Origin of the sequence: Pseudoduganella sp. GCM10020061, assembly GCF_042683405.1 — a bacterium.
Taxonomy (GTDB): domain Bacteria; phylum Pseudomonadota; class Gammaproteobacteria; order Burkholderiales; family Burkholderiaceae_D; genus Telluria.
Genome location: NZ_JBHUJS010000012.1, coordinates 40,244 through 61,726, shown reverse-complemented (window position 1 = coordinate 61,726; position 21,483 = coordinate 40,244). Strand labels below are relative to the sequence as shown.

At 65.6% G+C, this 21,483-nt stretch carries 11 protein-coding genes; 7 read left to right on the top strand and 4 right to left on the bottom strand.

What is annotated here, in order from left to right; all coding sequences use genetic code 11:
- Position 1 precedes the first annotated feature (1 nt).
- Together ACFSQR_RS15970 and ACFSQR_RS15965 are read right to left on the bottom strand one after the other, a co-directional pair.
- Positions 2 to 295: a PAAR domain-containing protein gene (locus ACFSQR_RS15970; protein ID WP_377730965.1), complete on the bottom strand. Its 294-nt coding sequence runs from the start codon at positions 293 to 295 to the stop codon at positions 2 to 4.
- Between the two features lie 16 nt (positions 296 to 311).
- Positions 312 to 1,331, bottom strand: coding sequence for a hypothetical protein (locus ACFSQR_RS15965; protein WP_377730964.1), 1,020 nt, complete (start codon positions 1,329 to 1,331; stop codon positions 312 to 314).
- Positions 1,332 to 1,558: 227 nt separating this feature from the next.
- On the opposite strand from ACFSQR_RS15965, the gene ACFSQR_RS15960 reads away from it, so the two are divergent.
- From ACFSQR_RS15960 to ACFSQR_RS15950, 3 genes are all read left to right on the top strand, one after another.
- A complete protein-coding gene (locus ACFSQR_RS15960) occupies positions 1,559 to 2,944 on the top strand; it encodes a replicative DNA helicase (RefSeq protein ID WP_377730963.1) in 1,386 nt (461 codons plus the stop codon).
- A 61-nt stretch (positions 2,945 to 3,005) separates the two neighbouring features.
- A complete protein-coding gene (locus ACFSQR_RS15955; RefSeq protein WP_377730961.1) occupies positions 3,006 to 3,632 on the top strand; it encodes a DUF47 domain-containing protein in 627 nt (208 codons plus the stop codon).
- A gap of 24 nt (positions 3,633 to 3,656) precedes the next feature.
- Positions 3,657 to 4,667 (top strand): anion permease, encoded by a 1,011-nt coding sequence (locus ACFSQR_RS15950; protein ID WP_377730959.1) that lies wholly within the window; start codon positions 3,657 to 3,659, stop codon positions 4,665 to 4,667.
- 162 nt (positions 4,668 to 4,829) lie between these two features.
- Here ACFSQR_RS15950 and ACFSQR_RS15945 read toward each other — a convergent pair whose 3' ends face one another.
- Together ACFSQR_RS15945 and ACFSQR_RS15940 are read right to left on the bottom strand one after the other, a co-directional pair.
- Positions 4,830 to 7,193, bottom strand: coding sequence for a GspE/PulE family protein (locus ACFSQR_RS15945; RefSeq protein ID WP_377730958.1), 2,364 nt, complete (start codon positions 7,191 to 7,193; stop codon positions 4,830 to 4,832).
- Entirely contained in the window at positions 7,190 to 8,080 is an 891-nt protein-coding gene (locus ACFSQR_RS15940; RefSeq protein ID WP_377730957.1) for an MBL fold metallo-hydrolase, read from the bottom strand. Before ACFSQR_RS15940 ends, ACFSQR_RS15945 begins: the two co-directional genes overlap by 4 nt.
- A 150-nt stretch (positions 8,081 to 8,230) precedes the next feature.
- On the opposite strand from ACFSQR_RS15940, the gene ACFSQR_RS15935 reads away from it, so the two are divergent.
- From ACFSQR_RS15935 to ACFSQR_RS15920, 4 genes are all read left to right on the top strand, one after another.
- Positions 8,231 to 9,847: an HD domain-containing phosphohydrolase gene (locus ACFSQR_RS15935; protein WP_377730956.1), complete on the top strand. Its 1,617-nt coding sequence runs from the start codon at positions 8,231 to 8,233 to the stop codon at positions 9,845 to 9,847.
- Positions 9,844 to 12,102, top strand: coding sequence for a CHASE2 domain-containing protein (locus ACFSQR_RS15930; RefSeq protein WP_377730954.1), 2,259 nt, complete (start codon positions 9,844 to 9,846; stop codon positions 12,100 to 12,102). Before ACFSQR_RS15935 ends, ACFSQR_RS15930 begins: the two co-directional genes overlap by 4 nt.
- Before the next feature lie 205 nt (positions 12,103 to 12,307).
- On the top strand, positions 12,308 to 13,903 hold the full coding sequence (locus tag ACFSQR_RS15925) for a ShlB/FhaC/HecB family hemolysin secretion/activation protein (protein ID WP_377730953.1): 1,596 nt from the start codon (positions 12,308 to 12,310) through the stop codon (positions 13,901 to 13,903).
- A gap of 14 nt (positions 13,904 to 13,917) precedes the next feature.
- Positions 13,918 to 21,462, top strand: coding sequence for a filamentous hemagglutinin N-terminal domain-containing protein (locus tag ACFSQR_RS15920; protein WP_377730952.1), 7,545 nt, complete (start codon positions 13,918 to 13,920; stop codon positions 21,460 to 21,462).
- Positions 21,463 to 21,483: the final 21 nt, after the last annotated feature.

The following is a 21,483-nucleotide window of genomic DNA, read 5'->3' as shown; positions in this document are numbered from 1 at the left end:
CCTAGCCTCCAATGAACACAGTGGGCAGCCCGGTCACCACCGTGCCGCCATGGGCGGTCGTATCGCCGACGCGCGCGGCAGGGCGGCCCCCAATCATTACGGTGGATGATCCGCTGACGATCGTGTCCGGCGGCCCGACGCACACGCACATATCGCCGACGCATGCGGCCGGCAGTCGTCCAATCAGGACGGTCGGCACGCCCGGTCCGGCGAGCGGCCCGCCGACGTGCGGGATCGGCGGCACGCCCGGCGTCTGCATCGGACAGGTGTGGAAGTCGGTCAGTCGGGCGGCCATTGGCATTCCGGTCCCCTCAGTTGATCAGGACAATCGCGCCGCGCACGGTGACTTCACCTTCCGCCGACAGCGTCGACGCAGCCGAGCCGTGCGCCTTGAAGCTCAGGTCGGCGCGCGCGTCGATCGACATGCCTGCGATGGTCACGCCGGCCCTGCCTTCCAGCGCCAGTTGGCCCTGCGCCTTGACGCTGATGTCGCCAGCCGCCGAGATGGCGATGCCTTTCTTGCTGTCGATGGCGATGCCATTCCTGTCCAGCCGTACCGCGTTCCCATGCCCGTCGCTGATCACGACAGCCTGCGCCTCGTCGTCCAGCCGGACGCGCTGGCCGTACGGCGTCGACAGCTCGAGTGCCCGGCCTGCATCGTCCAGGTCCACCCGAAGGTTCGACCGCGTGACGATGGTCTGGCGGAGCGGAGTCGAGGAGCAGGGCGCGGACATGGCAGCAGTGGTGATCCAGTTCCCATCGCTGACGCGGTGGTGGATCAGGCTGACGGCCATGTCGCCATTGAAGCGCTGGCCCAGCCCGGCCAGCGTGACGCGGTCTCCGGGGCTGGCAGCGCTGCTGCCCTGGTAGCACACTTCGCCATGGATGTCCGGCCGCTCCAGGTCTGCCGTGGCGCGCAAGCTGATGATCGACTCGCCATAGGTCAGCGCCAGGGCAGGTGCAGCATTGACCGCGGAATCGGCGAACGGTTCCTGCGCGCGCGCCTCGATGACAAGGCGGCACTCGTTTTCGGACGCAATGTCGATACTGTGGGCGTGCACGATCCCGTTGAAGACTTCCCTTGTGTTCCCGTCGTAGCCCAGCGAGATGGTGAGCGGGGAGCCCGGCGCCAGCTGTTCGCTGTCGCTGGTCGGGAAAGCGCCTGTGGCCGGGTCGCCATCCAGCACGACCACGCGCGCCCTCGCCACCGTTCCGGCGGCTAGCCAGACGTCCGCGGAACAAACCCCGATCGCGGGATCGAGCGCAGCGCCGCAGGCGCGGATGTCCAGCGTGACGACGCCGCCGGCTTCGATGTGTTCAGGCTTGCCCATGCTGTCTCCCCGGATAAACCGCTGGACGATACCACCCTGCGCAGCGCAGATACTATCCATCTGTAACAAGAGGTGCCATTTCGACGGTAAAGACAGGTCAACCCCGCCGCACGGCGCGGCGCTGGCCCCGTGCGGCCAAATCTTCGCGGGCGAAGTTGTTGATTTTATGACTCAGCCTCCACCGATTGTGGCGGTTTTGCAGTCCGCAGCAGGTATAATGCGCGCCTATGAATGCCCCCGTAGATTCCCAACTCGAAGCGCTCCGCGTCCCCCCGCACTCCATCGAAGCCGAACAATCGGTGATCGGCGGTCTGCTGCGTGACAACGCCGCATTTGACCGGATTGCGGACTTCATGAACCCTGGCGATTTCTATCGCTACGACCACCGCATCATCTTCGAGCAGCTGGTCAAGCTGATCAACGCCTCCAAGCCGGCCGACGTGATCACCGTCTACGAACAGCTGGTCCAGCTGGGCAAGGCGGAAGACTGCGGCGGCCTGCCGTACCTGAACGCGATGGCGCAGAACACGCCGTCCGCCGCCAACATCCGCCGCTACGCCGAGATCGTGCGCGACCGCGGCGTGCTGCGCCGCCTGATCACCGCCGCCGACGAAATCTCCGGCGACGCCTTCAACCCGCAGGGCAAGGACGTCAAGCAGATGCTGGACGCGGCCGAATCCAAGATCTTCGCGATCGCCGAAGAAGGCTCGCGCGGCGCCAAGGGCTGGGTCGCGGTGCAGCCGCTGCTGACCCAGGTGGTCGAGCGTATCGACGAGCTGTATTCGCGCGAGAACCAGGGCGAGATCACCGGCGTGCCGACCGGCTTCATCGACCTGGACCGCATGACTTCCGGTCTGCAGCCGGGCGACCTGGTAATCGTGGCCGGCCGTCCGTCGATGGGCAAGACCGCGTTCTCGGTCAATATCGGCGAAAACGTCGCGATCGAAGCTGGCCTGCCGGTCGCCGTGTTCTCGATGGAGATGGGCGGCGCCCAGCTGGCAATGCGTATGCTCGGTTCGGTCGGCCAGCTCGACCAGCACCGCCTGCGTACCGGCAAACTGAATGACGAGGACTGGCCGCGCCTGACGCACGCCATCCAGAAAATGAACGAAGCGCAGCTCTACATCGACGAGACGCCTGCGCTGAACCCGATCGAGATGCGCGCCCGCGCGCGCCGCCTGGCCCGCCAATGCGGCAAGCTGGGACTGATCATCGTCGACTACCTCCAGCTGATGCAGGGCAGCCAGCCGGGCGACAACCGCGCCTCCGAGATTTCGGAGATTTCGCGAAGCCTGAAGGGGCTGGCCAAGGAGCTGCATTGCCCGGTCATCGCGCTGTCCCAGCTGAACCGCTCGCTCGAGCAGCGTCCCAACAAACGTCCCGTCATGTCCGACCTGCGCGAATCCGGCGCTATCGAGCAGGATGCGGACGTGATCATCTTCCTCTACCGTGACGAGGTCTACAACCCCGACTCGCCCGATAAGGGAACGGCTGAAATCATCATCGGCAAGCAGCGTAACGGCCCGATCGGCGCCGTGCGACTGACCTGGATGGGGATGTACACCAAGTTCGGCAACTACAGCGGCAGCCTCGGTGTTTACCAGGGCGACTAATTGGCAGCGGCTGCCATACCATGGCAGCAGACAGATTCAAATTTAAAACACGGAGAATGTTATGTTCGGACGCTTGATGCCCACCGAGGGCAAATTTTTCGACCTGTTCAACCAGCACGCTGAATTGTGCGTCAAGGGCGCGAAGGAAATGGTCGCCCTGATGACCAATTTCGACGACGTCGAAAACCGCACCCACGCCATCGAAGGCATCGAGAAGCAGGCAGACAAGATCACGTACGCGTGCGTGGACCTGCTGCACAAGACCTTCATCACCCCGCTCGACCGCGACGACATCCACAAGCTGATCACGCGCATGGATGACATCCTGGACCTGATGGAAGACGCGGCCCAGACCGTGTCGCTGTACGACCTGAAGACCGTGACGCCGGAAGCCAAGCGCCTGGCCGACCTGTCGCTGGCATGCTGCGAGAAGGTCCAGCAGGCGGTGCACCTGCTGCACAACATGAACAACGCCCAGCAGATCGTCGCTATCTGCGAAGAGATTGACCGCCTGGAGTCGGACGCCGACCACGTGATGCGTGCCGCGATGTCCAAGCTGTTCCGCGACGAACCGGACGTGCGCAACCTGATCAAGATGAAGGCCATCTACGAGATCCTGGAAACCGTCACCGACCGTTGCGAAGACGTGGCCAACATCATCGAAGGCATCATCGTCGAGAACGCGTAAGCGACAGAGCGGGAATAAACAATAATGGAAACAATCCACATCAGCATTTATGTGCTCGGGGGCCTGATCATCCTGGCACTGCTGTTCGACTTCATGAACGGCTTCCACGACGCGGCAAATGCAATCGCCACCGTGGTTTCGACCGGCGTGCTGAAACCGCACACCGCCGTCGCAATGGCAGCCGTGTTCAACTTTGCCGCCATCGCGGTGGTGGGCCTGAAGGTGGCGTCGGCCATAGGCAAGGGCATCATCGATGCCCACGTGGTGGACGAACACGTGATCTTCGGGGCGCTGATCGGCGCCATCGCCTGGAACGTGATCACCTGGTACTACGGTATCCCGTCCTCGTCCTCGCACGCGCTGGTCGGCGGCCTGGTGGGCGCGGCCGTGGCCAAGGGCGGCACCGAAGTGCTGGTCGCCGACGGCCTGCTGCGCGTGGTGCAGTTCATCGTCATCGCACCGCTGCTGGGCTTCGTGCTGGGGGCGTTCATCATGCTCATTGTGTCATGGCTGTTCGTCAAATCGCATCCGCGCAAGGTGGACAGCTGGTTCCGGCGGCTGCAGCTCGTGTCGGCGGCCAGCTACAGCCTGGGCCACGGCGGCAACGACGCGCAGAAGACCCTCGGCATCATCTGGATGCTGCTGATCGCTGGCGGCTACCTGAGCGCAGACGCGAAGGAACCGCCAAGCTGGGCAATCGTCTCGTGCTACGCGGCGATCTCGATCGGCACGCTGTTCGGCGGCTGGCGCATCGTCAAGACCATGGGCCAGAAGATCACCAAGCTCAAGCCGGTCGGCGGCTTCTGCGCGGAGACCGGCGGCGCGATCACGCTCATGATGTCGAGCTTCTGGGGTATCCCGGTCTCGACCACGCACACCATCACCGGCGCGATCGTCGGCGTCGGTTCGGCGCAGAAGATGTCGGCCGTGCGCTGGGGCGTGGCGGGCAGCATCGTGTGGGCATGGATCTTCACCATTCCGGCGTCGGCGTTCATGGCGGCGATCGGCTGGTACGTGGGTACCCAGCTGTTCTGATGTAGGGGATAGTGGGAACGCTGGCGCCATGGCGGCAGCACCGTTTCCTGATCCTGGCACGCAAAAAAAAACGGACCTTCATTCGGGTCCGTTTTTTTTATCGGTGCTGCGTTTTAAAAATCGGGGACGGTCCCCGTTGGGGACAGTCCCCGAAGGCCGGGCCTACTTGATGCAGACCTGGCGGATGGCCTTGATGTCGGTGATCCCGGCCAGCACCTTCTCGATGCCGTCCATCTTCAGCGTCATCATGCCGTCTTCCAGCGCCGCCGCCAGCAGCTGCGCCACGCGCGCGTGCTCGGTCAGCAGGCGCTTGATCTTCTCCGAACCCAGCATCAGTTCGTGCAGGCCTACGCGGCCGCGGTAGCCCTTGTTGCACTCGCCGCAGCCCACCGTGCGGTACAGGGTGAAGCGTCCCTGCCCGTCGGCGTAGCGCTCCTGCCAGCCGTCCAGCACCGCCTGGCGCGCGCCTTGCGGGTCGCTCTTGAAGGCTTGCGTGTTGTTCAGCTCTTCGCAGAACTCGGTCAGCAGCAGCTGCACTTCCTCGTCGCTCGGGTGATAGGCTTCCTTGCAGGCGGTGCACTGGCGCTTGGCCAGGCGCTGCGCCAGGATGCCCAGCAGGGCGTCGGCAAAGTTGAACGGGTCCATGCCCATGTCCAGCAGGCGCACGATCGACTCCGGCGCGCTGTTGGTGTGCAGGGTGGCAAACACCAGGTGGCCGGTCAGCGACGCTTCAATGCCCGTGCTGACGGTCTCCTTGTCGCGCATCTCGCCGACCATGATGATGTCCGGGTCGGCGCGCAGGAAGGCCCGCATCACGGTCGCGAAGTCGAGGCCCGCCTTGCGGTTGACCTGCACCTGGCGCAGGCCCTTCTGCGTGATCTCGACCGGGTCTTCCGCCGTCCAGATCTTGGTCTCGGGCGTGTTCAGGTAGCTCAGCACCGAGTGCAGGGTGGTGGTCTTGCCCGAACCGGTCGGGCCGCACACGAAGAACAGGCCGTACGGCTTTTCCACTGCGCTCTTCAGGCGGTCGAGGTTAAACGGCAGCACGCCCAGCTTGTCGAGCGGGATCGGCTCGCCGGCGGCCAGGATGCGCATGACGATGTCCTCCACGCCGCCGGTGGACGGGATGGTGGCGACGCGCAGTTCGATGTCGAGCGGGCCGAACTTCTTGAACTTGATCTTGCCGTCCTGCGGCTTGCGGCGCTCGGAGATGTCGAGGTCGCACATGATCTTGATGCGCGCGACCAGCGCGCTGCGGTAGCTGCCCGGGATCTCGATGTACGGCACCAGCGTGCCGTCCTTGCGGAAGCGGATGCCGGTCTTGCCCTTGCCGGGCAGCGGTTCGATGTGGATGTCCGAGACGCCCTGGCGGTGCGCGTCGACGATCACCTTGTTGACCAGCTTGACCAGCTCGTTCTCGACCGCCTCTGAGACGTCCTGCGGGGCGTCGCTGTCCTCGTCGTCGCCTTCCATGCCGGACAGGAGTTCGCCAACCGTGCCGCCGGCGTCGGCGCTGCCGTAGAACTGGTCCAGGGTCTGGCGGAACTCGGCGCGGGTGGTCACGCGGAACGCAACCTTGGTGGTCTGGAAGATCTGGTTGACGATGCGGCTGGCCGCCACGCGGTCAGGGTCGATCGCCAGCACCACCAGCCCGTCCTTGCCGTCTTCCAGCGGCATCCACAGGTTCTCTTCGATGTACTGGACCTTCAGGTTGCGCAGCAGGTCGTGCGGCTTGATGCGGTCCGGCTTGAACGGCTCGTACGGCACGCCGAAGAACTTCGACAGCGCGCTGCCGATGGCGGCAGCGCCCACGTCCAGGTCGCGCGCCAGCACTTCCTCGATGTCCACGCTTTCCTTGCGCGCGCTGCGCTGCGCCTGTTCGAATTCGGAAGGGGAGATGACGGCATCGGCCACCAGCGCATCGTACTTGGTGCGCACCAGCTGCGCCGGCTTCATGCGCTGGCTAAGCGCCACCGAGAGCGTCTCGCACAGTTCCTTCACGCCTTCCAGGCAGATGTCCGAGAACGGGCCTTTCGCGCGGTTGTTGATGAACTGGATGACGCCCAGCAGCTCGCCGTTTTGCACCGCCACCAGCGGCGCGACCAGCATCTCGCGGGTGCGGTAGCCGGTGCGCTGGTCCACGCCGCGCTGGAACGAGAGCTCCGGCGACAGGCGCCGGAGTTCCGCGTCGTCGTACACGTCGGCGATGTTGATGGTGCGGCGGGTCTGCGCTACCCAGCCGGCGATCGAGGAGGGGCCGATCGACAGCTTCAGGTCGCGGAACGAGGTCAGGCCGGTCTTGACCTTGGAGACGATGTGGTCCTTCTCGGGCGTGACCGCATACAGCGTGAAGCGGTCGCAGTTGAACAGGTCGCAGAACTCCATTCCCAGGTCGAGCATGATCTCGTCCAGGTTGCTGGTGGCGTGAATCTTGGTGGTGACCGCCTGCAGCTTGCGGAAGAATGCGAGCCGCAGGTCGGTTTCGCTCGCGCTGCCGCTCGCCGGGGCGATGGGATGGGTGCTCATAGTTCGACTTCCAGGCCTTCGTAGGCCAGCTTGACTTGGAGGCCCGCGGGCAGGCCGGGGTGGCGCGCGAGCGCCTGCGCGAATACGGCTTCGAGTTCGTCGTCGCTGCGGGTGGGTTCGTGGTGGGTGCAGTACAGCGCTTTGGCGCCGACCCGTACGGCCGTCTCCAGCGCTGCATCGAAGGTGCCGTGGCCCCAGCCCTGCTTGGACGGATATTCCTCGCGCGTGTACGAGCAGTCCATCACCAGCGCGTCCACGCCCTGCATGCAGCGGTCGATCGCGCCCATGCGCTCGTCGATGTGGCGCGCGCAGGCGGCGTGGCGCGGATCGTCCTGCGGGTACGGGTTGTGGAAGGCTTCGTGGTCGCCGGTGAAGAACATCGATTTGCCGTTGGCGCTGATGCGGTAGCCCAGGTTGGTGACGGGATGGTTCATCAAGACATTGCATACCTGCGCTTCGCCGACCTGTACGGTCTCGTCGAAGTCCAGCGTGCGGTATTCGATGGTGGCGTCCATCTGCGTTTCGCTGACGGGGAAATAGCTGTTCTGCAGCTGCACGCCCATCACATGTTCGATGCCGTGGCCGGTCGCCGGGTCGGTTGCGCCGTACAGGCACACGCGGCTGCCGCGGACGAACAGCGGCGAAAAGAACGGCAGGCCGTGGATGTGGTCCCAGTGGCTGTGGGTGATGAAGATGTTCGCGTCGACCGGGCGGCCGCGCGCGATCAGGTCCTGGGCCAGCGCGAACAGGCCGGTTCCGCCGTCGAGGACGATCAGCGTGCCGTCGTCGGTGCCCACCTCGATGCAGGTGGTGTTGCCGCCGTAGCGCACCGTGCGCGGACCGGGTGACGGAATCGAACCGCGCACCCCCCAGAACCGGAATTTCATTCAGCCACTCCCTCGGACGATCTTTTTTGACATGTTTATTTACGCGATGATATATGTTTTTCATAGGAAATGGCTCTTACTTTTCCCGTGTACAGGCGCTGCGCAGGGCGCTACACTTGTAAGTTGATGAACGGAAACAACACCCCCGCCATGCACGATCTCGATCCCGCTCAAGTCGCACAGCGGCTGCACCAGCTCACCGAGCTCAGTGTGGCGCTCGGCAATGCGCCCGAGACCGGCACGCTGCTGGAACGCATCCTGCACACGGCGAAATCGCTGACCGGGGCGGACGGCGGCACGCTGTACCGCCCGAGCGCCGACCGGCGTTCGCTGGAATTTCACATTTCCGTCAACGACACGCTGGGCATCCGCCAGGGCGGCGCCGGGAACGCGCGCATCGAGATCCCGCCGGTGCCGCTGTTCGACGAGCACGGCGAGCCGAATGCCTCATCGGTGGCGGCGTACGCGGCGAACCGGCGCGTATCGGTGAACATCGAGGACGTGTACCGCGCCGACGGGTTCAATTTTTCCGGGATGCGCAGCTTCGATGCGCAGTTCGGCTACCACTCGCAGTCCTTCCTGACCGTGCCGATGAGCGACCACGAGGGCGAGCTGGTGGGCGTGCTCCAGCTGGTCAATGCGCGGGACGGCCAGACCGGGGCAGTGCACGCGTTTTCGGCCACCGACCAGCGCTTCATCGAGGCGCTGGCCGCGCAGGCCGCGGTCGCGATCACCCACGGCCAGCTGATCGCACAGCTTGAGAACCTGCTGGAGGGGCTCGTCAACCTGATCAACATCGGCATCGACGAGAAGTCGCCGTACACCGGACGCCACTGCCAGTTCGTGCCGGAACTGACCATGATGCTGGCCGAGGCGGTGCACGACACCGCGCGCGGCCCGCTCGCCGGCTTCCGCATGACGGATGCCGACCGCAAGGAGCTGTGGCTGGCCGGCCTGCTGCACGACTGCGGCAAGATCACGACCCCGGTGCATGTGGTGGACAAGGCCAGCAAGCTGCAGACGCTGTTCGACCGCGTGCATCTCATCGATACCCGCTTCGAGGTGCTGCTGCGCGATGCCGAGCTCCGCGCGCTGCGCGCCAAGGCGGCCGGCGCCGATCCGCGCGCAGTCGACACGGCGTACGCGCAGCTGGCCGCCACGCTGCGCGCGGACCGCCAGTTCCTGCGCGAGGCGAACGCGGGATCGGAATCGATGTCGCAGGCGGACCAGGACCGCGTGCGCAGCATCGCCAAATATCGCTGGACCGGGCCGGATGGCGTGGAGCGCGACTTCCTGGACGAAGACGAGGTGGCCAACCTGACAATCCGCTTCGGCACCCTGAACGACGCCGAGCGCCGCATTATCAATAACCACATCTCGATGACGGTGAAAATGCTCGAGTCGCTGCCGTGGCCGAAGCACCTGCGCAACGTGCCCGAGTACGCGGGCGGGCACCACGAGCGCATGGACGGCAAGGGCTACCCGCGCGGACTCACCGGCGAGCAGATGTCGGTGCAGGCGCGCCTGATGGCGGTGGCCGACATCTTCGAAGCGCTCACCGCGCGCGACCGCCCCTACAAGAAGGGCAAGACGCTGTCGGAGTCGATGCGCATCCTCGGCAATTTCTCGCTGAACGGCCATATCGACCCCGACCTGTTCGACGTCTTCGTGCGCAGCAAGGTGTACCTGAAGTTCGCGCACAAGCACATGCACCCGTCCCAGGTCGACGCAGTGGACGAATCGGCCATCCCGGGCTACGTGCCATGAAGCGCCTGCTTGCACGGCACGGCGCGCGCTGGCTGCTGGGCATCCTGCTGACCATCGCCGCGGCGCTGCAGGTGTCGGGCGACCTGTGCTTCGATCCGATCGACCGCATGGACACCTTCTTCGCCGACTTGCGCCTGCGCATGGGCGAGCCGGAGCTCGACCCGCGCGTGGTGATCGTCGACATCGACGAGCGCAGCATCGCCGAGATCGGGCACTTTCCCTGGAACCGCAAGGTCATGGCCCAACTGGTGGCGCGCCTGACCACGGACTACGAAGTGGCCGCCGCCGGCTTCGACATCGTGTTCGCGGAAGCGGACGACAGCTCCGGCTACGACGTGCTCGATTCGCTCGCGCGCGGCGAGCTGCGCGCGGTGCCGGGCTTCGGCGACAAGGTCGCGTCGATGCGCGCGTCGCTCGACTACGACGGGCTGATGGCCAGCGCGATGGCAGGGCGGAACGTCGTCCTCGGCTACAACATCGCGGACCAGCGCAAGGGCACCCTGCCGGCGCCCGCGTTCACGCAGGAAGACCTGAACGGGCGCGTGGTGCATGCGGTGGAAGCAAAAGGCTTCCTGGCCAACCTGCCGCGCCTGCAGGAAGCGGCGCGCGGGGCGGGCATCTTCACGGCGGTGCCGGACGCCGACGGCATCCTGCGCCGCTCGCCGCTCCTGATGAAGATTGGCGACGCCTACTATCCCGCGCTGTCGCTGGCTACCGTCGCCGCCGCGCTGGACGCGCGCGCGATCGCGCCCAGTTTCGACACCGCCGCCGATGAGCTGAGCGAAAGCGAGCGCGCCCACGGCGGCCTCGATTCGCTGCTCATGTTCACGGCCGTGCAGCGCGAGCCGATCCGCATTCCGGTCGGAGAGAAGCTGATGAACATGATCGAGTACCGCGGCACGGGCGGACCGGACGGCGGCGCCTTCCGCTACGTGTCGGCGGCCGATGTCCTGTCGGGCAAGGCGCCGAAGGAAACGCTCGCGGGTGCGATCGCGCTGGTCGGCACCACCGCCCCGGGCCTGCAGGACCTGCGCGCCACGCCGGTCGATGCGCAATATCCCGGCGTGGAGGTGCACGCGAACCTGATCAGGTCGATCCTCGACGGGGACTTCAAGCAGCGGCCGGACTTTGCGGACGGCATCGAGGTGCTGCAGGTCGCGCTGGTCGGCATCGTGCTGGCGCTGGCGCTCGCGGTGCTCTCGCCGCTGTATTCGATCCTGCTGGCGCTGGGCGTGTCGGCTGGCGTCATCGCGCTGAACTACTGGGCCTATGCGGCGGCCGGCTGGACCCTGTCGATGGCGATGCCGCTCGTGCTGGCGGGGTCGCTGTTCGTGTTTAACCTGGGCTGGGGCTACCTGTTCGAGTTCCGCAAGGGCCGCGCGCTGGTGTCGCGCTTTGGCGAATACGTCGCGCCGGAATTGGTCGCCGAAATGGCCGAGGACCCGGACAAGTACAGCATGGAAGGGGAGAGCCGTGAGCTGACCGTGATGTTCGTGGACGTGCGCGGCTTCACTACCATCTCGGAAGGACTGAGCCCGAAGCAGCTGCGCGAGTACATCAACCTGTACCTCACCGCGATGTCGGAAGACATCCGCGGCGCCTACCGCGGCACGCTCGACAAGTACATTGGCGATGCCGTGATGGCGTTCTGGGGCGCGCCGGTCGCGTTCCCCGACCACGCCAGCCGTGGCGTGGCCACCGCGCTGCTGATGCAGCAGTCGGCGCAGCGCCTGAACGGGGACTTCCTGGCGCGCGGCTGGCCTGAGCTGAAAATCGGCATCGGCGTCAACAGCGGCATGATGCATGTCGGCGACATGGGGTCGGCCATCCGCAAGGCCTATACCGTCATGGGCGACGCGGTGAACCTGGGCTCGCGCCTGGAAGGGATCACCAAGTTGTACGGGGTCGGTATTTGCGTCGGCGAAGCCACGCGCGCCGCCGCGCCTGAATTCCTGTACCGCGAGCTGGACCTGGTGCGCGTCAAGGGCAAGAACGAACCGGTGGCGATCTTCGAGCCGCTCTGCCGCGCAGCCGAGGCCACCCCGGAACTCGTCGCCGAGGTTGCTGCGTGGAACGGCGCCCTCGCGCTCGTGCGCGTCCAGTGCTGGGACGAGGCGCAGGAAACCATCGAGACGCTGCGCCGAGCGGATCCCTCATCCGGTCTGTACCGGCTGTACCTGGACCGGATCGCGCACTACCGTGCCCATCCTCCGGGCGCGGACTGGGATGGTGTAACGACCTTCGATACAAAGTAACAATTTCGATGACTGTTTATTAAGCTGTGTGCCAGCTGCAACAGGTTGCCCCCTCGCGCGCGTGACAAAGTCACGGATGTAACTGAAATACATTTCGAAGACAGTTCTGTTCAGGAAATCCCTTTACACTTCTGATATTCCAACGTTGCAATTCCGGCGAGGGGCCGGAATCAAGCCAACAACAATAAATAAACAGGTCCAAAACATGAGACTTCGCTATGCACGCCTGTTCGCAGGCCCGGTGCTGGCCCTTGCCGTCGCATCCGCGTGGGCAGCCGACGCGCAGGCGCTGGCCGACGAGCCGCTGCGTTTCGCCATCCAGCGCTTCGAGGTGAGCGGCAATACCTTGCTGCCGCAAGAGGTGGTGGACGCCGCCGTGACGCCGTTCACCGGCAGCGGCCGCGATTTCGGCGACGTGCAGCGCGCGCTCGAGGCGCTGGAAGCGGCCTTCCACGCGCGCGGCTACAACGTGGTGACGGTGCAGCTGCCCGAGCAGGAACTGGACGCCGGCGTTGTGCGTCTGGTGGTGAACCAGGCCAGGATCGGCCGCGTGCGCGTCAGCGGCAACACGGTGTTCGACGAAGCGAACATCCGCCGCAGCCTGCCGGCCCTGATGGAAGGCCAGACGCCAAACATCGGACGGATCTCCACCCAGCTCAAGCTCGCCAACGAGAATCCGGCCAAGAAGGTCACGCTCAAGCTGCAGGGCGGCGAGAACGACGAGGTGGATGCGAACCTGGAGGTGCTCGACCAGCGCTTCTGGCGCGCAGCGCTCAACCTGGACAACACGGGCACCGGCTCGACCGGCAAGACCCACGTATCGGCCTCGCTGCAGCACGCCAACCTGTTTGGCCGCGACCATGTGGGCAGCATCCAGTACACCACCACCGCGGAGCAGCCCGACCAGGTGGCCGTGTACGGCATGGGCTACCACATTCCGCTGTATGCGCTGGGCGACTCGATCGACCTGTTCGCGAACTACTCGGACGTGGATTCGGGCGTGGTCACGGCGGGCATCTTCGACCTGGCCGTGAGCGGCCGCGGCACTGTGTACGGCGCGCGCTACAACCAGGTGCTGCCGCGGGTCGGCGACTACGAACACCGCGTCACCTATGGCGTGGACTACAAGGCATTCAAGAACAGCGTGCTGTTCGCGGGCGCGGACTTCGGTAACAACGTCACCGTGCATCCGGTGTCGGTCGGCTACCTCGGCACCATTTCTTATGGCGCTGGCGAGTACGGCGTGTCGATCAATTACGCGCACAACTTCCCGGGCGGCGAGCGTGGCGGCGAACGCGCATTCCGCGCAGCGCGCATGCATGCCGATCCTTCCTACGACGTGGTGCGCCTGTCGGCGTCGGCCACCCATGCATTGCCGGGCAGCCTGGCCGGCTGGCAGTCGCGCGTGGTGCTCAACGCCCAGCTGACCGACGATGCGCTGGTGCCGGGCGAGCAGTTCGGCGCGGGCGGCTCGACCTCGGTGCGCGGCTTTGCGGAGCGCGAGCTGTCGGCCGACAGCGGCGTCAACACCAACCTGGAAATGTACAGCCCTAACCTGTGCCAGCGCGCGAACTGGCAATGCCGCGGCGTGGGCTTCGTCGACGTCGCCTGGGTCAGGCGCAACCACGCGCTGCCGGGCGAACTGCGTAGCACCACCATCGCCAGCGCAGGCCTCGGCGTGCGCATGGCCTTCGGCGACACCATGACCCTGCAGCTGGACTGGGGCCATGTGGTGGAGCAGGGCGAACTTGCCGTCAACGATAAGAACCGTGTTCATGTCCGCATGGGCTTTGCCTACTGAGGATGAGGGATATCATGAAGAGATTGCTACCTTTAGTCCTCGCGTGCGCCTTTACCGCCGCCGTCGCATCGCCGACGTCGCCGGTGGTGGTGAGCGGCCAGGCCACGTTCTCGCAGAACGGCAACGTGTTCACCATCACGAACACACCCAACACCATCATCAACTGGCAGAGCTTCTCGGTTGCGCCGGGCGAGGTGACGCAGTTCGTGCAGCAGAGCGCATCGAGCGCGGTGCTGAACCGCATCCTCGGCCAGGATCCGACCCAGATCCTGGGCGCGCTGCAGTCGAACGGCCACGTTTTCCTGATCAACCCGAACGGCGTGATGTTCGGCGAAGGCTCGCGCGTCGATGTCGCAGGCCTGACCGCCTCCACGCTCAACATCAGCGACGCCGACTTCCTGGCGGGGCGCAGGAAGTTCAGCGCCGGCCCGGTGGCGGGCAATGTCGACAACCGGGGCACGATCGCGACGCCGTCCGGCGGCCAGGTGTTCCTGATCGCGCCGAACGTGGAGAACAACGGCATCATCACGTCGCCGCAGGGAGACGTGGTGCTGGCCGCCGGCCGCGAAGTGCAGCTGGTGGACTCGCGCAATCCTGACCTGCACGTGGTCGTGTCGGCGCCTGCCGACAAGGCGGTCAACCTGGGCCAGGTGATCACGCAGGGCGGCCGCATCGGCATCTACGGTGCGCTGGTCAACCAGCGCGGCGCGCTCAATGCGAACAGCGCGGTGGTCGGCCAGAACGGCAAGATTGTGCTCAAGGCGAGCGGCGACACCATCCTCGAGGCGGGCAGCACCACGACCGCGACTGGCGCTGGCACGGGCGGCGCCGTGCACCTGCTGGGCAATCGCGTCGCGATGACCGGCAATGCATCGGTCGACGTGAGCGGTGACACCGGTGGCGGCACCGTCCTGATGGGCGGCGACTACCTCGGCAAGAATGCCGCGGTCCAGAATGCGGAGCAGACCTGGCTGGGCCAGGACGCCAGCATCCGCGCCGACGCGCGCAAGAGCGGCAACGGCGGCAAGGTCATCCTGTGGGCCACCGGCGCGACCCGCGCCTTTGGCCAGATCTCGGCGCGCGGCGGCGCGCAGTCGGGCAACGGCGGCTTCGTCGAAACCTCGGCCGTCTACCTGGACGTGAACGGCCTGGTGGTCGACGCTGGCGCGTCGCATGGAGCGCGCGGCCAGTGGCTGCTCGATCCGCTCAACATCATCGTCGGCTCCGCTTCGCTGAATCCGCTGGTGGATGCGCGCCTGTTCGAAGTGCTGCCCGGCCAGTCCGTGTACCTGTCGCCGACCCAGATCATGAATTCGGGCGCCGACGTCACCCTGCAGGCGGTCAACAACATCACGTTCAACGCACCGCTGACCCTGGGCGAGTACAGCCTGGACGCCAGCGCGGGCGGCAGCATCAACGTCAAGGGCTCGATCACGACCACGACCGGCAACATTGTCCTGCGCGCGAACAGCTACACCGGCTTTACCGCATCGGACGGCCCCGGCTCGATCGATGTCGACGCGCCGATCGTCTCCAGCGGCGGCGGGACCGTCTCCCTGACGGGTAACACCATCAACGTCGCATCGACGGGCAGCATTTCGAGCGGCGCCGGCGATGCGGGCGGCTTCATCCAGCTTACGGCCGACAAGCTCAATATCAACGGGCAGGTCAGCGCCGGTGGCGCCAATGGCAGCGGCGTGGTCGCCATCTTCAACAATATGCCAGGCACGCCGATCGAGATCGCCAACGACAAGAACCCGGATGCGCTGGTGCTGACCCCGGCCGAGCTGGCGCGGATCAGCGGCGGCAACCTGATCATCGGTCACAGCGGCAACCTGGGCGGCCTGACGGTCGCCGAGGGCACGTGGGCGCTGCTGCATGACGTGCGCTCGCTCAGCCTGAACACGGGCGGCGCTTTCGACTTCAACGGCACCATCGAGATGACACACCCGGAAGGCACGCTGATGGCAAGCGCCTTCGGCGGAGGAGCATTGGGCGTGCGCGGCAACGGCAAGATCCTGGCGCCTTACGTCCATCTGCGCGCGGACCGTCTCGACCTGCAGGGTTCCATCGAATCCTTCATGACCTCGATCACCGCCGATTCGGCCGAGGTCGGCGTGCACGTCGGCGCCGGCGCCACGGATGGCGAGGGCGTGCTGGCGATCGACCAGGACGAGATCGGCCGCATCAGTTCCACGGCGCTGTCGATCGGCACCTCGGGGGAAAGCAACAGCAAGATCAGCGTCGTGGGCGATACCTCGTTCGGCAACCCGGGCTCCGGCGCAATGCTGGCGCTGCACGGCGGCGCAGGCGGTATCGAGATCAATGCGCCGCTGCGCTCCGACCACATCATGCTGGGCAGCTCGGGCCAGATCACGCAGAGCCTGGACGGCGGTATCACTGCCGACGTCCTGTCCATCAGTTCCGACATCAATGCTCCGGCCGACGTCTACCTCGGCGGCGACAGCGCCATCAATAATGTGCGCAAGCTGGTCGCCAGCGGCGTGCGTACCCTTGTCTTCGGCAACCAGGGCGACCTGGAAGTGGGTAGCAGCACGCAGGGCATTAGCATGGCCGACGACTACGACACCTGGATCGATCTCGACACGACCGGCAAGTTGACGGTGGCCGGACCGATCGTCGCCCCTGGCGGCGTGGTGCGCCTGGGCGGCACGTCGGTCGTGATTGGCCGCGACGACGTTGTGCAATCGTTCTCGGGCAGCTACGGCGGTGAGACGGAAAGCGCATCAGCCAGCATCTTTGCGCGCTACGTGTACGCGCAGGCGCGCGGCGGCTCGATCGAGCTGCTCGACCGGGCGCGCATCGATGCGTTCAGCGTGAACCTGGAAGCGGACAGCATGCATTTCTCGCCGCTGGCGAGCATCGCGACGTTCTCGGAAGGCGACGTCGAACTGACCACGTATTCCGACCTGGCGATCAACGTCGGGCAGGGCGCCGTCGACATCGAAGGCGAGGCGCTCGGCCTGTCGCAGGACGAGCTGTCGATCATCGACGCTCCCTGGGTTTCGGTCGGTAATTTCGGCGACGGCTACTCCAACAACAACAGTGTGAACGTGGTCGGCGCGCTTGACCTGACCGGCACGGGCATTCTCGGCTTTGGCATGTACGGCGGCGCGCAGGGCGTGAACATTAATGCCGCGATGCGCATGCCGCACGGGATCAGCATCGGCACGTCGGGCGGCGTATTCCTGAACGCGCCGGTCGAAGCGATGACCCGCGAGGTGTACATCGACGCGGGCCGCATCCTCGGCTCCGGACTGCTCAAGGCGCCGATGCTGACGCTGTACTCCGAGGGCGGCATCGGCACCATGACCGCGCCGCTCAATACGGAGACCTCGGTCCTGACCGCATCCAACTACGACCCGTACTCGGAAGGCGGTTCGCCGATCAATGTCGTCAACAATGCCGGCGCGCCGGGCGAACTCGCGGTTGACGTGCGCCAGCACGGCGACAGCAGCGGGTCGATCAGCGTCGAGAACCATGGCGGCATGACTGTGCAGTCGGCGACCACCACGTCGGGCGACATAAGCCTGACCACGCACAGCCCGATGACGATCGAAGGCGCGGTGCGCTCCGAAAGCGGCGCGATCAAGCTGGAAGCGACCGGCGCGGATGGCGACATCACCGTGTCCGAAGGCGGCTCCGTGACCTCGTCCAGCGGCGACATCTCGTTGCGCGCGGGCGGCGCCATCACGGCGCCAGAAGGCGCCATCATGACCGGCGGCGTGATCGACAAGCAGGCCGGTGTCGTGACCGGGCCTGTGCTGACCATCGAGCAGTGCATCGCCGAACCCTCCCTGCCGGGCTGCGACGCGCTGCTGCCGCAGATGGACACCTGCATTGCCGCTCCGTCGACCCTGGGTTGCGAGGTAGTGCTGCCGACGCTGGCCCAGTGTATCGCGACCCCGTCGGCAACCGGCTGCGAGGCGGTGCTGCCGCCAGTGGCGGTCTGCGTCGCGCAGCCCGCGACTCCGGGCTGCGAAGCGGTCATGCCGAGCCTCGAAACCTGTATCGCGTCGCCGTCCGCGACGCACTGCGAATACGTGCTGCCGAAGCTGGCGACCTGTATCGCCGCGCCGGCGACGGCAGGCTGCGAAGCCGTGCTGCCGAAGATCGAGGTCTGCGTGGCCCAGCCGGCGACCGCGGGCTGCGAAGTGGTGCTGCCGACCCTGGCGCAGTGTATCGCGACCCCGTCCGCGACGGGTTGCGATGCCGTGCTGCCGAAGCTGGCGACCTGCGTCGCTGCACCGTCGACTGCCGGCTGCGAAGCGGTGCTGCCGAAGATCGAAGTCTGCGTGGCCCAGCCGGCGACCCCGGGTTGCGAAGTGGTGCTGCCGACCCTGGCGCAATGTATCGCGACCCCGTCCGCGACCGGTTGCGATGCCGTGCTGCCGAAGCTGGCGACCTGCGTTGCTGCACCGTCGACTGCCGGCTGCGAGGCGGTGCTGCCGAAGATCGAGCAGTGCGTCGCAAATCCGCAGACCTCCGGTTGCGAAGTGGTCCTGCCGAGCATCTCCGCCTGTATCGCCAACCCGGCCACGACCAACTGCGAATACGTGCTGCCGAAGCTGGCGCAATGTATCGCCGCCCCGGCGACCTATGGTTGCGAGGCCGTCCTGCCGAACATGGAAGTGTGTATCGTTTCGCCGTCCACCGCAGGCTGCGATGCCGTCCTGCCGAAACTGTCGCAGTGTATCGCTGCTCCGGCCACCTACGGCTGCGAAGGCGTGCTGCCGAAGATGGAAGTGTGCGTGGTGACGCCATCGACCGCCGGCTGCGAAGTGGTGCTGCCGAAGCTGTCGCAATGTATCGCCAATCCGTCGACCTACGGTTGCGAAGGCGTGCTGCCGAAGATGGAAGTGTGCGTGGTGACGCCATCGACCGCCGGCTGCGAAGTGGTGCTGCCGAAGCTGTCGCAATGTATCGCCAATCCGTCCACCTACGGTTGCGAAGGCGTGCTGCCGAAGATGGAAGTGTGCGTGGTGACGCCATCGACCGCTGGCTGCGAAGTGGTGCTGCCGAAGCTGTCGCAATGTATCGCCAATCCGTCCACCTACGGTTGCGAAGGCGTGTTGCCAAAGATGGAAGTGTGCGTGGCGACGCCATCGACCGCTGGCTGCGAAGTGGTGCTGCCGAAGCTGTCGCAATGTATCGCCAACCCGTCCACATACGGATGCGAGGGCGTGCTGCCGAAGATGGAAGTGTGCGTGGTGACGCCATCGACCGCCGGCTGCGAAGTGGTGCTGCCTAAGCTGTCCCAATGTATCGCCAATCCGTCGACCTACGGTTGCGAAGGCGTGCTGCCAAAGATGGAAGTGTGCGTGGTGACGCCATCGACCGCCGGCTGCGAAGTAGTGCTGCCTAAGCTGTCCCAATGTATCGCCAACCCGTCGACCTACGGTTGCGAAGGCGTGCTGCCGAAGATCGAGGCCTGTATCGCGGCGCCATCGACCGCCGGCTGCGAAGTGGTACTGCCGAAGCTGTCGCAATGTATCGCCAACCCGTCGACCTACGGTTGCGAAGGCGTGCTGCCGAAGATGGAAGCATGTATCGCGGCGCCGTCGACCGCCGGCTGCGAGGTGGTTCTGCCCAAGCTGTCGCAATGTATCGCGGCGCCATCCACCTACGGTTGCGAAGGCGTCCTTCCGAAGATGGAAGTGTGTATCGTCGCACCAGGCACCGCCGGTTGCGAAGTAGTGCTGCCAAAACTGTCGCAATGTATCGCTGCGCCATCCACCTACGGTTGCGAAGGCGTCTTGCCGAAGATGGAAGTGTGTATCGTCGCGCCAGGCACTGCAGGCTGCGAAGTGGTGCTGCCGAAGATGGCGCAGTGTATTGCCGCGCCGTCCACCTACGGTTGCGAAGGCGTGCTGCCGAAGATGGAGGCATGTATCGTCGCCCCGGGCACCGCCGGCTGCGAAGTCGTGCTGCCGAAGATGGCGCAGTGTATCGCCGCGCCGTCCACCTACGGTTGCGAGGGTGTGCTGCCGAAGATGGAGGCATGTATCGTCGCCCCGGGCACCACCGGCTGCGAAGTGGTGTTGCCGAAAATGGCGCAATGTATCGCGGCCCCGTCGACCTACGGCTGCGAAGGCGTGCTGCCGAAGATGGAGGCATGTATCGTCGCTCCAGGCACGACCGGCTGCGAAGTGGTGTTGCCGAAAATGGCGCAGTGTATCGCCGCGCCGTCGACCTACGGCTGCGAGGGTGTGCTGCCGAAGATGGAGGCCTGTATCGTCGCTCCAGGCACGACCGGCTGCGAAGTGGTGCTGCCGAAGATGGCGCAGTGTATCGCCGCGCCGTCGACCTACGGCTGCGAGGGTGTGCTGCCGAAGATGGAGGCATGTATCGTCGCGCCGGGCACGACCGGCTGCGAAGTGGTGCTGCCGAAGATGGTGCAGTGTATCGCCGCGCCGTCGACCTACGGCTGCGAAGGCGTGCTGCCGAAGATGGAAGCATGTATCGTCGCGCCGGGCACGACCGGCTGCGAAGTGGTGCTGCCGAAGATGGCGCAGTGTATCGCCGCACCTTCCACCTACGGCTGCGAAGGCGTGCTGCCGAAGATGGAGGCATGTATCGTCGCCCCGGGAACGACCGGCTGCGAAGTGGTGCTGCCGAAGATGGCGCAATGTATCGCCGCGCCGTCGACTTACGGCTGTGAAGGCGTGCTGCCGAAGATGGCCGCATGTATCGTCGCGCCGTCGACCACCGGATGCGAGGCAGTGCTGCCGAAGATGGCGGTCTGTATCGCAGCGCCGTCCACCGTGGGTTGCGAGGCCGTGCTGCCGAGGATGGAAGCATGTATCGTCACCCCTGCCACGACCGGCTGCGAAGCAGTGCTGCCGAAGATGGCGCAGTGTATCGCCAGCCCGTCGACCTACGGCTGCGAGGGCGTGCTGCCGAAGATGGAAGCGTGTATCGCCGCACCGTCGACCTTGGGTTGCGCCGTTCGCCTGCCTTCGATGGCGGTGTGCGTCGCTGCGCCGTCGACCTACGGTTGCGAAGGCGTGCTGCCGAAGATGGCGCAGTGCCTGGTCAATCCGACCCTGGCCGGTTGCGTCGCCGTGCTGCCGAAGCTGGAGCAGTGCATCGCCGACAAGACCATAACCGGTTGCGCGGTGGTGCTGCCCACCATGGCCGAGTGTATCGGTTCGCCATCCCTGCCGGGCTGCGGCGTCATCCTGCCTAAGCTGGAGCAGTGCGCGGTGAACCCGAACCTGCAAGGCTGCGTTGCGGTGCTGCCGAAGCCGGACTTCTGCTCGACCCATCCGCTGGATCCGAGCTGCGTGGCGTTCAATCCGACCTCGCCGCAGACCTCCAAGTCACCGGTGGCAAGCGTGGAACAGACCACGATCACGCTGGTGAACACCGGTTCGGTGGTCTCGCCGGGCCCCGGCACCACCACCGGCAGCGGTTCGGCGAACGATTCGAAGAAGCCCGATGCGAAGGAGCCTGCCGAAGGCACGCCGCCAGCAGAAGGCAAGGAAAACTCAGGAGCAAAGAATGAAAAGCCAGCCACGAAACTCTACTGCAATTAAGGCGCTGGTCTTCGCTGCCCT

Excerpts from the sequence above, each read along its gene's own strand:
- ACFSQR_RS15920 (WP_377730952.1), top strand. The coding sequence starts at position 13,918 with ATGAAGAGATTGCTACCTTTAGTCCTCGCGTGCGCCTTTACCGCCGCC.
- ACFSQR_RS15970 (WP_377730965.1), bottom strand. The coding sequence starts at position 295 with ATGGCCGCCCGACTGACCGACTTCCACACCTGTCCGATGCAGACGCCG.
- ACFSQR_RS15935 (WP_377730956.1), top strand. The coding sequence starts at position 8,231 with ATGCACGATCTCGATCCCGCTCAAGTCGCACAGCGGCTGCACCAGCTC.
- ACFSQR_RS15925 (WP_377730953.1), top strand. The coding sequence starts at position 12,308 with ATGAGACTTCGCTATGCACGCCTGTTCGCAGGCCCGGTGCTGGCCCTT.
- ACFSQR_RS15940 (WP_377730957.1), bottom strand. The coding sequence starts at position 8,080 with ATGAAATTCCGGTTCTGGGGGGTGCGCGGTTCGATTCCGTCACCCGGT.
- ACFSQR_RS15945 (WP_377730958.1), bottom strand. The coding sequence starts at position 7,193 with ATGAGCACCCATCCCATCGCCCCGGCGAGCGGCAGCGCGAGCGAAACC.
- ACFSQR_RS15965 (WP_377730964.1), bottom strand. The coding sequence starts at position 1,331 with ATGGGCAAGCCTGAACACATCGAAGCCGGCGGCGTCGTCACGCTGGAC.
- ACFSQR_RS15960 (WP_377730963.1), top strand. The coding sequence starts at position 1,559 with ATGAATGCCCCCGTAGATTCCCAACTCGAAGCGCTCCGCGTCCCCCCG.
- ACFSQR_RS15930 (WP_377730954.1), top strand. The coding sequence starts at position 9,844 with ATGAAGCGCCTGCTTGCACGGCACGGCGCGCGCTGGCTGCTGGGCATC.
- ACFSQR_RS15950 (WP_377730959.1), top strand. The coding sequence starts at position 3,657 with ATGGAAACAATCCACATCAGCATTTATGTGCTCGGGGGCCTGATCATC.
- ACFSQR_RS15955 (WP_377730961.1), top strand. The coding sequence starts at position 3,006 with ATGTTCGGACGCTTGATGCCCACCGAGGGCAAATTTTTCGACCTGTTC.